The organism is Streptomyces sp. NPDC048248, from assembly GCF_043201875.1.
Classification (GTDB): Bacteria; Actinomycetota; Actinomycetes; order Streptomycetales; family Streptomycetaceae; genus Streptomyces.
On record NZ_JBICZL010000016.1, the window covers coordinates 58234 to 71612 of the forward strand.

The following is a 13379-nucleotide window of genomic DNA, read 5'->3' on the forward strand; positions in this document are numbered from 1 at the left end:
CCCAGCGTAGGCACTCGGATAGGTGTACGGGTCAACCGCTGGAGCGATCCTGCGCGCCGGGACTACTCCCCAAGGTGGAGACGGAGTACGCCGAGCCGCGGGAGGTGCGAGCCGCGCATCGGGGCTTGTCGGTGCCCGTGCGCCTTCCGTCCCGGGACCGGCTCCGGGCGCGCGCCCCGCTCGCCCGTACCGTGGAGCGCGTGACGAACGAGTGGTGCGGCTGGCTGGATGCGACGGAGCGGGCGTTGTACGGCCCGGACGGTTTCTACACCCGTCCCGGCGGCCGGGGCCCCGCCGACCACTTCCGCACCTCCGTGCACGCCTCCCCTCGCTATGCCGACGCCGTCGCCCAGCTCCTCTGCCGCGTCGACGACGCCTTGGGCCGGCCGGACGAGCTGGCCCTGATCGATGTGGGCGCGGGCCGCGGCGAGCTGCTGACAGGTGTGCTCGGCGCGCTGCCCGAGGCGGTGGGCGCACGCGTCCGCCCGTACGCCGTCGAGCGCGCCGCGCGCCCCGCCGGTCTGGACGCACGCATCGAGTGGCGGGCGGAGCTGCCCGCGCCGGGCTCGCTCACCGGTCTGCTGTTCGCGAACGAGTGGCTGGACAACGTGCCGGTGGACGTCGTCGAGACGGACGCCGACGGGGTGCCGCGGCGGGTGCTGGTCCGCGCCGACGGCACGGAGCGGCTGGGCGAACCCGTCGACGGGCCGGACGCGGAGTGGCTGAGCCGCTGGTGGACACCGTCCATGGCCCCGGGCGCCACATCCGACCCGGCCCGCTCCCCAGGGCTGCGGGCCGAGATCGGCCGACCTCGTGACGCGGCGTGGGCGCGGGCGGTCCGCACCCTGCGCTCCGGGCTGGCCGTCGCCGTCGATTACGCGCACGAACGGTCCGACCGCCCGCTCTTCGGCACCCTGACCGGCTTCCGGGAAGGGCGCGAGGTGCCGCCGGTCCCGGACGGCAGCTGCGACATCACGGCGCATGTCGCGCTGGACGCCTGCGCCGGGCCGGCGGCCGAGCTGCTGACCCAGCGCGAGGCGCTGCATGCCCTCGGGGTGGACGGTCGACGCCCGCCGCTCACCCTCGCCTCCACGGACCCGGTCGCCTACGTGCGGGCCCTCGGCGCGGCCGGAGCGGCGGCGGAACTGACCGATCCGGCGGGCCTGGGTGCCTTCGGGTGGCTCCTGGAACCGGTGGGCGGGACGTGCGCGGGGCTGCTCACGGCGTAAGGCGAGGCCCCGACCGCCGGCGGCTTGGGCGCGTACGGAGCGAGCGGAGCCCGGCGGTCAGGCGCCCGGGCGGCTCCGGGGGCGTACGACGTTCGTGGAGCCCGGTCGGCCCGCCGCGAGGCCGAGTCTCACGGCAGCGTCCTCCCCAGCCCCTCAGCTCCCAGCCCCAGCCACCCGGTCCTTGACCACCGTCTTAACCACCGCCTTAACCACCGGCCCTTATCCACCCGCCCACAGCGAACTGCGAGACTGTTCCCATGACGGAGACGACGGTCGGCATCGGCGGCGCGGCGGAGAGCACCGACATGGTGCTGAACATCGGCCCGCAGCACCCCTCCACGCACGGCGTGCTGCGGCTGCGCCTCGTCCTGGACGGTGAGCGCATCGAGCATGCGGAGCCGGTGATCGGCTATATGCACCGCGGTGCCGAGAAGCTCTTCGAGGCGCGCGACTACCGGCAGATCATCATGCTCGCCAACCGTCACGACTGGCTGTCGGCCTTCTCCAACGAGCTGGGCGTGGTGCTCGGCGTCGAGCGGATGCTGGGCATGGAGGTCCCTGAGCGTGCCGTGTGGACCCGGACGCTCCTCGCCGAGCTGAACCGCGTCCTCAACCACCTCATGTTCCTCGGCTCGTACCCACTCGAACTGGGTGGAATCACCCCCGTCTTCCATGCCTTCCGCGAGCGGGAGGAGCTGCAGACCGTCATGGAGGAGATCTCCGGCGGGCGCATGCACTACATGTTCAACCGTGTCGGCGGACTCAAGGAGGACCTGCCGGCCGGCTGGCTGGGCCGGGCCCGGCACGCCATCGCCGAGGTCCGCTCCCGGATGGACGTCTTCGACAACCTGGTCCTCGGCAACGAGATCTTCCGCGGCCGCACCCGAGGCATCGGCGTCCTCTCCCGGGAGGCGGTGCACGCCTACGGCGTCTCCGGGCCCATCGCCCGCGCGTCGGGCGTCGACTTCGATCTGCGCCGCGACGAGCCGTACCTCGCGTACGGCGAACTGGCCTCCACCCTCAAGGTCGTCACCCGCGAGGAAGGCGACTGCCTGGCGCGGTTCGAGTGTCTGCTGGACCAGAGCCACAACGCCCTCGATCTCGCCGACGCCTGCCTGGACCGCATCGCGGACCTGCCGCCGGGGCCGATCAATCAGCGGCTGCCGAAGGTGCTGAAGGCACCGGAGGGCGCGACCTACGCGTGGACCGAGAACCCCCTCGGTATCAACGGCTACTACCTCGTCTCCAAGGGCGAGAAGACCCCGTACCGCCTCAAGCTGCGGTCGGCGTCCTTCAACAACATCCAGGCGCTGACGGAACTGCTGCCGGGCACGCTGGTCGCCGACATGGTCGCCATCCTCGGCTCGCTGTTCTTCGTCGTCGGCGACATCGACAAGTAGATCGACCCGCAGGCGGAACGTAGGCACCAAGCAGCAGCGGGCGAGAGGCTGAGCGCCCGAGCTGAGCTTGGGCTGCCCTTGGCCTATGGGCGGGCGAGGGCGCGCGCCTCCGCGCCATGGCATCCATCGGGAATCTGGCGACGGTGCTCCCGCTCCCGCCGGAGCGCCGCCGAGGCGGACGTGGCGTGGGTGGCGTGCGTGGTGTTGCGACCACTCCATCCACACCCTGTGGATAACTTTTCGCCTGTCCGCAGCTCCACGGGCGGGCACATGCGGGCCCTCGTCGCCTGCACGACCCTGCCCGTCCCAGGCAGGGGTCGCCCCGTCACTGGAGCCTCTAACGCGACGAGCGCAACCCACGACACGACCGCCACATGGCGCAGCCGTGCTGGGGCGTCCAGGACACGGGGCACGCACCTGCAGAGAGGCCTCCGGCGACGCGTGCGATCGGCGAGCACCTGCGGTCGGCGGACGCGTGCTGTCGGCGGGCTCGTGCGATCGCCACAGAAGCGTCGCCCTGCAACCGGCCTGGAAGACGTCGTGGTCCCGCAAGGGCGGGGGCGGGGGCGGGGTCGTGTTCGGGGCCCGGGGTCGGGGTCGGGGTCGGGGTCGTGCCAGGCGTAGAAGGTGCCTTGGCCGTAGCCGCCCCGGGCTAGGTGCCGCAGTCCCCTGAGTCTCCTCCGGCTCAGCCTCGCCCTCAACCTCGACGTCGCCCTCGCCCCTGGCCTCGTCCCCGACCTTGCGGGTGGCTGCGATCAACCGGTTCCCCACCGGACGTGGTCGACGAAGGGGCGCATCGAGCCGGAACAACCGGTGAGCCCGAACAACCGGTGACCGCGACACCGGCGCAATCGCCCGAGCGGCCACCTCCACGGGGCGGACAACAGCACGGACGAAGGGAATTCGAGGCACGGAGCTCCTTTGCGGAACTCTTACGTGCCTTCAATCCTTGCCGCGGACGGGCGACCGTCCGTGCGCCGGGGAAGGCCTCGCCACTCGCCTTGGGCCGTCGGCAGCGCCCCACCGCTCCCCCGGAACGCACTCGGCCGGGGCCAAGACCGGGGCCTGCGCCCTCATCAGTCCCGGCCCCGGCCTGCGCCTAGGAAATCGCGCTGCGCAGCTCGGCGACGTCGAATTGCTCGGTCTCGTCGTGCGCGGTCAGGTCGATGACCGCTCCGACACCGTCGACCCGCCGGCCGTCGCCGGACTCACGGTCCCCCGAGTCGCCGTCGCCTGCCTCGCTGTCCGCTGTCCCACCGTCGGTAGCAGCGCCCTCAGCCGCAGCACCGTCAGCCGCAGCTCCACCTTCGGCGCCAACGCCGTTCGCGACAGCACCGCTCACCGAGGCATCCTGACGCGGCGCCTCAGGGCTCTTCTCCGTACGTCCCTGAGCAGAGGCTTCCGCCGTCATGTGGGCGCGGGCCTGAGCGCGCGCCGACTGCTCGGCGAGGGCCTCGTCGCCGACGACGTCGGCCAGATCGTCCTCCAGGGAAGACGCCAGTTGCCGCGGCTGCGCTGCGGCCACGGTGCCGAAGAAGTCGAAGCCGCCCAGAGCACGGGACGCAGTGGGGCGGTAAGGCGCGACGGCTGCCGCGGCGGCCGGGACCGGTCGCAGCGAGGGTGCGGCCTCGATGGCCCTACGGGCGTGGCGCGCACGGCCCTCGCCAGGTGCGGCGGCCGCCTCGACATTCCCCCGGTGCCTGTCCCCGTCCTGGCTGCCCTGCTCGTCGCTCGCCGACTGACTGCCCTGCGAACCGTCCCGCGGCGCCCGTACGGCGCTCCGGGCGGTCTCACGCTGCTTGGCGGCGTTACGTGCCAGCTGCCGCAGGGCCTGATCCGCCTGCGCAAACGTGGCGTTCGCCGAAGCCGGCCCGCCGGTCGTCGGGCGCGCGCCCCGCGGGGCTGTCGTGTCCCCCGCGGTCCGGGCGCCCGGGACCCCGTCGGTCGAAGTGACGTCAGCCGAAGCCCCGTCAGCCGGTGCGCCACCCGCCCCGGTCGTCGCCGCAGTCGCCGTCGCGGTGGGTTCGTGCCGCACCGGGCGGTGGCCGCCGGCGGCCGGCAGCGCCGCCCTTGCCGGAGTGGCGGCCTCGATCGCGAGGAGCCGGCGGCCTTCCAGCGCGGTGGCCCGCTCGGTCTCCGCGGTGGCGTAACGGCGCAGCAGTTCGGCGTGCTCGCTGCGCAGCCGGGCCAATTCGGCGCGCTTGGCACGCAGTTTGGTGTCCAGCGCGGTACGGATCTCGCGGGACTCCTCGATATCCGTTTCGAGCTCGGCTATCCGTTCCTCGGTGCGCCACTCGTCGCGCACCCGCGCGCGGGTGAGTTCGGCGACCCGCTTACCGGCCTTACGGTCCCAGGCCCGCAGAAGGACCGCACCGGTGACCGCGGCGCCCGCGGCGCCGGCCGCGAGCACCCGCTGCACCAGGTCGTCGCCGACGAGCCACGTGCTCGCGGCGCACGCGATCGACGCACCGGCGACCGTCGACGGAGGAAGCAGCCGGTGGAGGGGTGGTGAATGGCGGTGGCGTCCTCGTGGCATGGCCAGAAACTTACCGTGCGTGCGGGACCTATGGGGCCCCGCCCGCCAATCCGTTTCTCGGTGGTTACTTCTTCAGCAGCCCCTTGGACTCCAAATATGTCTGCGCGACATCCGCGGGCTTGAGGCGCTCGGCATCGACCTTGCGGTTCAAGTTGATCAAGTCCTGGGTCGTGAGCGTGCGCGTGAGCTCGTCGAGGGACGTCTCGATCTCCTTGTCACCGGCGCTCTTGGCATTCACCACCGGCAGCACATTGTCGGCGTTCTGCAGGCTCTTGTCGTCCTCCAGGAGCACCAGACCGAAGCTGTCGAGCGTGGCGTCCGTGGTGGTGGTCAGCACCAGTTGGTCGGTGCCGTCCTTGACTGCCTGCTTCGCCGGCGGGGTGCCCACACCCTTCGGGTCGATGGCGGTGATGTCGATGCCGTACGTCTTCTCCAGGCCCGGCTTGCAGAACACCCGCGTCTCGCACTCCTCGCCCGACGCGAGCCTGATCTTCTGCTTCGACCTGCCCAGATCGGAGAGGGTCTTCAGCTTGTGCTGAGCGGCGAATTCCTTGGTGACCGCGAAGGCGTTCTGGTCGGTCGCCTCCCCCGCCGCCAGCACCTTCAGACCGCGCGGTTCCGCCAGCTTCTTCAGCTCCGTCACCGTCTTGTCGATGTCGCTGGACGCCACGGGCTTCGCCTTGGCGCCGTTCTTCTTCGCGTTGAGAAATTCGGCGAGGGTGGAGGCGTATTCCGGAACGACATCGATCTGCCCCTTCTCCAGGGCCGGTTCATACAGCTCCCGATTGGCGAGCGTCTGCACGCGCGCTTCGTAACCGGCGTTGTCGAGGACCCTGGAATAGATCTCCGCGAGCACCTTCGACTCGGTGAAACCGGCCGAGCCGATGACGATCTCGCCCTTCCCCCCGCCCTTGTTCTTGCTACCGCCCTTGGCCTCCAGGCTCTCGCCGCCACATGCGGCCAGCCCGGCCGCCAGCGCGATGACAGTCCCTGCGACAAGCGCGGTGCGCGCCGCGCGCCTCTTGCTGCTCATGGAATTCACCAATCAGTTCGTTCGGATGGGGTCACGTGCTGGTGTGGGCGATTCCGCCGGGCGGCTTTCGACGCCCGAAGGCCCGGCGGCCCAAAGGGCCAGGGGCCCAGAGGGCCGGAGGCTCGAAGGCCGGTCCCAGCGGTTGGGTTGGGGGTGAGTTGGCGTATCCGGTGACGGTCTGTGGTCAGCCGTGCCGTGCAGTTCGGCGGCTCGGTGCTGACCCGGTATCTGTGCCTATCGCGGTGCCGGCACCGGTGTCATGAAGGCCATGGCCAGGTGCGTGCCATGACCAGGCGCCATGACTCGGTGCAATACCCGGTGCGATGCTCGGTGCGTTGAAGCTCAGTGGGTGAGGGGCCGGTTCGTGACGATCAGCCCTCGAAGGGCTCTGGTACGCGGCGCTCGTGCGTCAAGGGCTCGGTACGTGACGACGCTCGGGCTGCGTCCGGGCCGGGGTCTGCGATCCGTAAGGCAGCTTGGCAAGAGCGGAGGCCCCCGTCAGCTCCGTTTCCCTAACGCGACCGCCTCGTCATCGCGCCCTGGCCCTCCGGTCTCGAAGGCACCCGCCTCGGAAGCACCTGCTCCGGTTCCGCTCACGGCCTTCGCCTCCGGCCCTGCCCCGTTCGCCCGACCCGCCCCCGGCGGCACGCCCTTCGCCGTACGCGAGCTTCCACGTCGCCCGCGCATCGGGTCGAGCAACCGGTCCGCCAGGACCAGGAGACCCTCGACGGCGAGCGCGAGCACGGCCACCAATACCGCTCCGGCAACCACCTGCGCGGTGTCGTAGTTGCCGAAGCCCGCGGTGATGATCCGCCCCAGTCCTCCGCCCCCCGCGAGCGCGGCCAGCGTCGCCGTCGCCACGACCTGGACCGTCGCCGACCGAACCCCGGTCATGATCAGCGGATAGGCGAGGGGTATCTCGACGCGCAGCAGGAGTTGGGGACCCGACATACCCATCCCACGCGCCGCCTCGACCACATCGCGGTCCGCCTCCCGCATGCCCAGATGGGCGTTGGTCAGGAGCGGCGGCACCGCGAACAGCACCAGGGCGATGATCGTCGGCAGGTCCCCCTGCGACCCCAGCGGGCTGAGCGTCAGCAGCACCAGCACCGCGAAGGTCGGAACCGCGCGGCCCACGTTGGAGATGTTGACCGCCAGCGCTCCGCCCTTGCCCAGGTGCCCCAGCCAGAGTGCCGGCGGCAGGGCTATCAGGCAGGAGATGACCAGGCACAACGCGCTCAACTGGACATGTTCGCCGAGGCGGTGCCACACCCCCTTCTCGCCTGCCCAGTTGGCGGCCGTGGTCAGCCATTGCCACGCACCCGTGATCGCGTCCATCGCTCAGGCCACCACCTTCGCCGTGCGGCCCCCGCCTCGCGCGCGGGGCCCTGGCCGCGTCCGGACCCGCGTCCAGGGCGTCAGCAGCCGCTGAAGCCCCATCAGCAGCAGGTCGGCGGACAGGGCCAGCAGCACACACAGCACGGACGCCGTGAGCACCTCGGCCTTGAAGAAACCCTCCATGCCGCTGGCTATCAGATTTCCCAGGCCGCCGTAGCCGACCACCGAACCGATGGTCGTCATCGCCACCGTCGAGACCGTAGCGATCCGCAGCCCGGCCACCAACGCGGGCAGTGCGAGCGGGAGTTCCACCTCGAACAGCAGCCGGGCGGCGCCGTAGCCCATCCCCCGGGCCGCCTCCCGCACCTCCGTGGGCACCGCCTCGAGCCCGGCGAGGATGTTGCGCACCAGGATGGTCAGCGAATACATCACCAGGCCCGTGACCACCACCGAGGCTGATACCCCGAAGAGCGGTGTCAGCAGCGCGAACATCGCCAGCGACGGCACGGTGTAGAGGACCGTCGTCAGCCCGAGGACCGCTCCCGCCGCGCCCCGCCACCGCCGGGCGACCAGCGCGAGCGGAAAGGCGATCAGCAGCCCGATGACGACGGACACGGCCGTGATGCCGATGTGCTGGACCGTGGCGTCGGCCAACTCCGTGTCGCGGGTGCGGACATACTCGGCGCAGATCCAGTCATTGGCCTGCAGACAGCCGGGTCCCGGCACCTGCCCGCCGGCCTGCGCCTGGGTCGCAGCTGCCGCATCCGTCACCGCCCGAACAGCCTCCGGCCCGCCCATCGATGCGCTCACCGTCCTCACCTCCCCCGTCCCGGCCGCTCCCGATTTCGGTAACTCTCTGCGACCCTAACCCCCACCACTGACAATCGACCCGGCCCGCAATCCACGCGCAACACCGCGTTCACGGCGGCCCGTCCACAATGGGGAACCATGATCCGCTTCGAGCACGTCACCAAGAGCTACCCCGACGGCACCACAGCCGTCGACGACCTCTCCTTCGAGGTCGCGAAGGGCGAACTGGTCACGCTCGTCGGTCCTTCGGGCTGTGGCAAGACCACGACGATGAAAATGGTGAACCGGCTCATCGAGCCCACCAGCGGCAGCATCCACCTCGACGGCGAGGACATATCCACCCTCGACCCCGTCGCGCTGCGCCGCCGCATCGGATACGTCATCCAGCAGGTCGGGCTGTTCCCGCACAAGACCGTGCTGGACAACACGGCCACGGTTCCGCACCTCCTGGGCCGCCGCCGTGACAAGGCACGCGCCCGCGCCGCCGAACTCCTCGACCTGGTCGGCCTCGACCCGTCGACGTACGGCGACCGCTACCCCGACCAGCTGTCGGGCGGGCAGCGGCAACGCGTCGGCGTCGCCCGCGCGCTGGCCGCCGATCCGCCCGTGCTGCTGATGGATGAACCGTTCGGCGCGGTCGACCCCGTCGTGCGCGAGCACCTCCAGAACGAGTTCCTGCGGCTCCAGTCCACGCTGCACAAGACGGTTCTCTTCGTCACCCACGACATCGAGGAAGCGGTCCGCCTCGGCGACCGCATCGCCGTCTACGGAGCCGGCCGCATCGAGCAGTTCGACACTCCCGCGGCGGTCCTGGGCGCCCCCGCGACCCCGTACACCGCTGCCTTCGTCGGCGCGGACCGTGGCCTCAAGCGGCTCTCCGTCACCCCCGTGGAACGCGACGACCTCGAACTGCCCCCGGTCGTCCACCTCGACGACCCCGCGGCCGACGCGGCCGCCCGGCTGTCCGCCGACGGCGCGTCCTGGGGCGTCGTCCTCGACGCCGACGAGTCGCTCCACGGCTGGGTCTCCGCAGCCGCACTCCAAGGGACGGGCGACGGCACCGGCGTCGGCGTCGACGTCGACGTCGACGTCGACGACAAACGGCCCGAAACAGCCCACAGCGTCACGAAGCATGCCCGGCAGGCCGTCACCGTCCGGGACTTCGCCCGGCGTATGGACGCCTGGCTGCCGCTCGGCGCCCCGCTCAAGCAGGCATTCAGCACGCTGCTGCAGCACGACGCGGGCTGGGTGGCCGTCCTCGACGAAGGCGAACGCTTCCTCGGCGTCCTCACCCCGACCCGGCTGCACGCCGCGCTACGCCGCTCCACCACCGCGGACGCGGCGAACGTCCCGCGAGGGGAGGTTTCGCTCGACACCGTCCCCGGCCCCTGAGACAGAGCCGACCGCGGGAGGACACCACCGGGGGCACGGAGGGGAGGCCGGGCCACCGCCCTGCACCTACCGCCTCCGACGCACTAAGCCGCCGTCGCGCCCGCGTCGTCCTCGTCGTCCGGCAGTTTGCAGACCCGCTCCAGGAAGATCGCGGCGGCGACCACCGCGGCTCCGGCGAGCACCGAGAGACCGGCATAGATCGCCTGGTCACGGCGGGGCTCGACCTCGATGCCCGAGGCCAGCAGGAAGACGCCGACGCCGCCGTACAGACCGGCCACCAGCGACGCCACCAGGGCGCTCGCCTGCCCGAAGACCACCGCGCGGGCCGCCACCAGCGGATCCACGCCCTTCGCCTCCGGCCTGCGCTCGCGCTGCGCGCGCAGCCGCGACCGCATGGAGAACGCGGTGGCCGCCAGCACCGCGGCGATCAACGCCAGCACGATCGGGGCGGCCACCGGCACGCCCGGCAGGGTGCCCAGGGAGTCCCACAGCCGGGCGCCCGCCCAGGCGAGCACACCGGCCACCAGAAACAGCCCGACCAGCACCTTGATGTGTAGCTGCTTCACCGAGCGATCGCCCCTCGCACCGTCATGGCTGTCCTGCCGTCCTGGGCCACTGTCCTCATGGCCGCCCTGTCCGTTCCGTACGTATCCATGCCGCACCGGCCCGGTTCGTAGGCATCCATGTCATACGGGACCTTTCCCTACGCAGCACACCGCAGGCAACCGACCCGCACCCCTAACGACTACTCCGGCAGCCGCAGTTCCAGATCGGCGCGCTCCGTCACACCCTCACGACCGACCGCCGCCAGCAGCTCGGCGACCACGCCGCGCCCCGGAACCTCGGCCTCCGGGTCGATGTCGTACCAGGGCACGAGCACGAACGCGCGTTCGTGGGCACGCGGATGCGGCAGCGTCAGCTGCGGGTCGTCGGACACCACGTCCTGATAGGCCAGGATGTCGACGTCGATCGTGCGCGGACCCCACCGCTCGTCGCGCACCCGCTCGAAGGCTTCCTCGATCGCGTGCCCGCGCTCCAGGAGGGAGGCCGGCGGCAGCGTCGTCTTGATCAGCACCACGGCGTTGAAATAGGAGGGCTGCGAGCCCGCCTCGACGCCCCACGGCTCGGTCTCGTAGACCGGGGAGACCGCCTTGACCCGCAGGCCGGGAGTGTCCTCCAGCGCGTCGACGGCGCCCTGCAGCGTCTCCAGGCGGTTGCCGAGGTTGCTGCCGAGCGAGATCACGGCGCGTTTGGGATTGGAGAGCGTCACATCCGCGGCGTCCACTCGCTCCACGACGGAGGCGGGCACCGGCTGTACGGTCGGGTCGCTGCTGGTGTTCATACTCGGCTCCGGGTGATGGTGATGGTCACGTCGTCGAAGGGCACGGTGATCGGGGCATCCGGCTTGTGCACCACCACCTCCACCTCCTGCACGCCCTCGTTCTTCAGGCACTGTGCGGCGATCCGCTCGGCGAGGGTCTCGATGAGGTCGACCGGCTCCCCCTCGACGACGGCCACCACCTCCTCGGCGACGACGCCGTAGTGCACGGTCTTCGCGAGGTCGTCCGTCGCCGCTGCCGGCCGGGTGTCCAGGCCCAGCACGAGGTCCACGATGAAGGTCTGGCCTTCCTCGCGCTCACGGGGAAACACCCCGTGGTGCCCTCGGGCCTTGAGCCCGCGCAGCGCGACACGATCCACGCGAATCACTCCCACTGGTCCACTGGCACCTCTGGCGCCACTGCTGATCGGATTTCCGGCGCGCGCCGGAATCCTCCGGCAACACCGCCCTGTCGTCGAATCTACCTGCGAGCACCGACAGTGCTCCCCCACGGGGGCTATGGACAAGCCCCCGTACTGCTGCTAGCCGACCGGGGAGGTCATCCGCGCGGCCTCTTACCCCTGCCCCCCGCGCCCCACCCCTACCCCTGCCGCACTTGGCTCGAACGGGTGCGCCTCGGCCACCCCGCTGACGCCCACCGTTTACGCCGGCCGACGGCCTCCACCGGACGGCCGGCGCCGGCTCCGCGCCGGTGGATCCGCCCACAGAAAGGCGCCTCGGGCTCACCACACGGGACCGGCGGGCCGCGCGCACTCGCGCGGCCCGCACGCCCTCAGACCCCGCCGGGCGCCCCTCCGCCTACCGGGCCGTCGTCGTCGCCGTCCTCGTCGTCATCGCCGTCTTCCTCGTCGTCGCGGTCCGCCAGCACGGGCGAGCCGTGGTGCGACCACACCCGCCAGCCGTCCTCCGTACGCCGGAAGACATTGGTCGCCACCACCAGCTGGCCGATGAGCGGCCCCACCGAGCCGTCATCCTCGGCCGGTCCGCCGCTGAGGATGTTCTCGGTGCAGGTCACCAGCGCCGTGTCGCCGACGACATCGATCTCCACATCCGTCAGGAAGAACTGGATGTACTCGGTGTTCGCCATGATCAGGGCGTACGAGCGGAGTACCTCACCGCGCCCGCGCAACACCGGCCACCCCGGGTGGACGACGCTCACCTCGCCGTCCAGCCACAGCTCGGACAGCGCCTCGTGATCGCCTTGCTCGATGGTCTCGTACAGGGTCGTGTTCGCCTGCTCGACCAGCTCGATGTCCGTCCGTGGGCCCAAGCCGCTCACACCGTTCCCGTCGCGTTCGCCGTCATATCGCTCGTTCCTGCCATATTTCCCGCATTGCCCGTATCGCCCGTGGGGCGCGAGTCAGTCGTACCGGCCGTACGGCCCGCTTCCTCCACGGCACGCGCCACCCGCACCGCATCCGCGCTCGCCCTGACCTCGTGCACCCGCACCGCCCAGGCCCCCTCTCGCGCCACCATCGCCGACACCGCGGCCGTCGCGGCGTCCCGCTCCCGGGCCGGCGGCGGGGTGGCTCCCTCGTCCCCTGCCAGCACCCTGCCCAGGAAGCGTTTCCTCGATGCGGCCACCAGCAACGGCCTGCCCAGCGCCCGCAGCCGCGCCAGCTGCGCGACCAGCGCCAGATCGTGCGCGGCGCCCTTGGCGAAACCGAGCCCCGGGTCGATGACGATCCGCTCGGGGTCGACGCCGCCGGACACGGCCCGCTCCATGCTCTGCCCTAGCTCGTCGACGACCTCCGCGACCACGTCGGTGTAGACGGCACGGTCGTTCATGTCGACGGACTGCCCGCGCCAGTGCATCACCACGAAGGGCACGTGGGAGGCGGCCACCATCGGCACCATCGCCGGGTCGGCGTTCCCCGCGCTCACGTCGTTGACCAGCCGCGCCCCGGCCTCCACGGCCCGCTCGGCGACCGACGCGCGCATCGTGTCGACGGAGACCACGACACCGGCGGCGGCCAGCTCGCGCACGACCGGGACGACCCGGCGCAGCTCCTCGGCCTCGTCCACCCGTGCGGCGCCCGGGCGGGTCGACTCACCGCCCACGTCCACCACGTCGGCCCCCTGGGCCACGAGGTCGAGCCCGTGCTTGACGGCCAGCTCGGTGTCGAACCACTGGCCCCCGTCGGAGAACGAATCAGGCGTGACGTTCACGACGCCCATCACCGCGCAGCGGTCCCAGTCCGGCAGTCCGGCCACCCGGCCACGCAAGGTACTCATGGCACCAGCCTAGGCCGTGTTCCGACTGGCCGGATTGCGGCCACCTGCAGCGGCGAGGCGCCCTCGC

Annotated in this window: 12 protein-coding genes; 3 read left to right on the forward strand and 9 right to left on the reverse strand. The window is 71.4% G+C overall.

Features of this window, described 5'->3' with window-relative positions; translation table 11 throughout:
• Positions 1 to 200 precede the first annotated feature (200 nt).
• Together ACGFZW_RS30355 and ACGFZW_RS30360 are read left to right on the forward strand one after the other, a co-directional pair.
• Positions 201 to 1229, forward strand: a complete 1029-nt coding sequence (locus tag ACGFZW_RS30355; RefSeq protein WP_393896466.1) for an SAM-dependent methyltransferase — start codon at positions 201 to 203, stop codon at positions 1227 to 1229.
• A gap of 257 nt (positions 1230 to 1486) precedes the next feature.
• The gene (locus ACGFZW_RS30360; RefSeq protein ID WP_393896467.1) at positions 1487 to 2629 is read left to right on the forward strand and encodes an NADH-quinone oxidoreductase subunit D; all 1143 of its coding nucleotides are present in this window, start codon (positions 1487 to 1489) and stop codon (positions 2627 to 2629) included.
• A 1099-nt stretch (positions 2630 to 3728) separates the two neighbouring features.
• On the opposite strand, the gene ACGFZW_RS30365 is transcribed toward ACGFZW_RS30360, so the two are convergent.
• The 4 genes from ACGFZW_RS30365 to ACGFZW_RS30380 form a co-directional block, all read right to left on the reverse strand.
• Positions 3729 to 5165: a hypothetical protein gene (locus ACGFZW_RS30365; RefSeq protein ID WP_393896468.1), complete on the reverse strand. Its 1437-nt coding sequence runs from the start codon at positions 5163 to 5165 to the stop codon at positions 3729 to 3731.
• Positions 5166 to 5229: 64 nt separating this feature from the next.
• On the reverse strand, positions 5230 to 6198 hold the full coding sequence (locus tag ACGFZW_RS30370; RefSeq protein ID WP_393896469.1) for an ABC transporter substrate-binding protein: 969 nt from the start codon (positions 6196 to 6198) through the stop codon (positions 5230 to 5232).
• A 498-nt stretch (positions 6199 to 6696) separates the two neighbouring features.
• A complete protein-coding gene (locus tag ACGFZW_RS30375) occupies positions 6697 to 7536 on the reverse strand; it encodes an ABC transporter permease (protein ID WP_393896470.1) in 840 nt (279 codons plus the stop codon).
• A gap of 3 nt (positions 7537 to 7539) precedes the next feature.
• Positions 7540 to 8262: an ABC transporter permease gene (locus ACGFZW_RS30380; RefSeq protein WP_393896571.1), complete on the reverse strand. Its 723-nt coding sequence runs from the start codon at positions 8260 to 8262 to the stop codon at positions 7540 to 7542.
• Positions 8263 to 8484: 222 nt separating this feature from the next.
• Here ACGFZW_RS30380 and ACGFZW_RS30385 point away from each other — a divergent pair, with 222 nt between their 5' ends.
• Positions 8485 to 9738: an ABC transporter ATP-binding protein gene (locus ACGFZW_RS30385; RefSeq protein ID WP_393896471.1), complete on the forward strand. Its 1254-nt coding sequence runs from the start codon at positions 8485 to 8487 to the stop codon at positions 9736 to 9738.
• An 83-nt stretch (positions 9739 to 9821) separates the two neighbouring features.
• On the opposite strand, the gene ACGFZW_RS30390 is transcribed toward ACGFZW_RS30385, so the two are convergent.
• The 5 genes from ACGFZW_RS30390 to folP form a co-directional block, all read right to left on the reverse strand.
• Positions 9822 to 10304, reverse strand: a complete 483-nt coding sequence (locus ACGFZW_RS30390; protein WP_393896472.1) for a DUF3180 domain-containing protein — start codon at positions 10302 to 10304, stop codon at positions 9822 to 9824.
• 179 nt (positions 10305 to 10483) lie between these two features.
• Entirely contained in the window at positions 10484 to 11080 is a 597-nt protein-coding gene (gene folK / locus ACGFZW_RS30395) for a 2-amino-4-hydroxy-6-hydroxymethyldihydropteridine diphosphokinase (protein ID WP_393896473.1), read from the reverse strand.
• On the reverse strand, positions 11077 to 11436 hold the full coding sequence (gene folB, locus ACGFZW_RS30400; protein ID WP_393896474.1) for a dihydroneopterin aldolase: 360 nt from the start codon (positions 11434 to 11436) through the stop codon (positions 11077 to 11079). The genes folK and folB overlap by 4 nt, the downstream gene beginning before the upstream one ends.
• Positions 11437 to 11849: 413 nt before the next feature.
• Entirely contained in the window at positions 11850 to 12347 is a 498-nt protein-coding gene (locus ACGFZW_RS30405) for a nuclear transport factor 2 family protein (RefSeq protein ID WP_393896475.1), read from the reverse strand.
• A gap of 5 nt (positions 12348 to 12352) precedes the next feature.
• On the reverse strand, positions 12353 to 13312 hold the full coding sequence (gene folP / locus ACGFZW_RS30410) for a dihydropteroate synthase (protein WP_393896476.1): 960 nt from the start codon (positions 13310 to 13312) through the stop codon (positions 12353 to 12355).
• Positions 13313 to 13379 lie beyond the last annotated feature (67 nt).

Excerpts from the sequence above, each read along its gene's own strand:
- ACGFZW_RS30360 (WP_393896467.1), top strand. The coding sequence starts at position 1,487 with ATGACGGAGACGACGGTCGGCATCGGCGGCGCGGCGGAGAGCACCGAC.
- ACGFZW_RS30365 (WP_393896468.1), bottom strand. The coding sequence starts at position 5,165 with ATGCCACGAGGACGCCACCGCCATTCACCACCCCTCCACCGGCTGCTT.
- ACGFZW_RS30370 (WP_393896469.1), bottom strand. The coding sequence starts at position 6,198 with ATGAGCAGCAAGAGGCGCGCGGCGCGCACCGCGCTTGTCGCAGGGACT.
- ACGFZW_RS30375 (WP_393896470.1), bottom strand. The coding sequence starts at position 7,536 with ATGGACGCGATCACGGGTGCGTGGCAATGGCTGACCACGGCCGCCAAC.
- ACGFZW_RS30385 (WP_393896471.1), top strand. The coding sequence starts at position 8,485 with ATGATCCGCTTCGAGCACGTCACCAAGAGCTACCCCGACGGCACCACA.
- folK (WP_393896473.1), bottom strand. The coding sequence starts at position 11,080 with ATGAACACCAGCAGCGACCCGACCGTACAGCCGGTGCCCGCCTCCGTC.
- folP (WP_393896476.1), bottom strand. The coding sequence starts at position 13,312 with ATGAGTACCTTGCGTGGCCGGGTGGCCGGACTGCCGGACTGGGACCGC.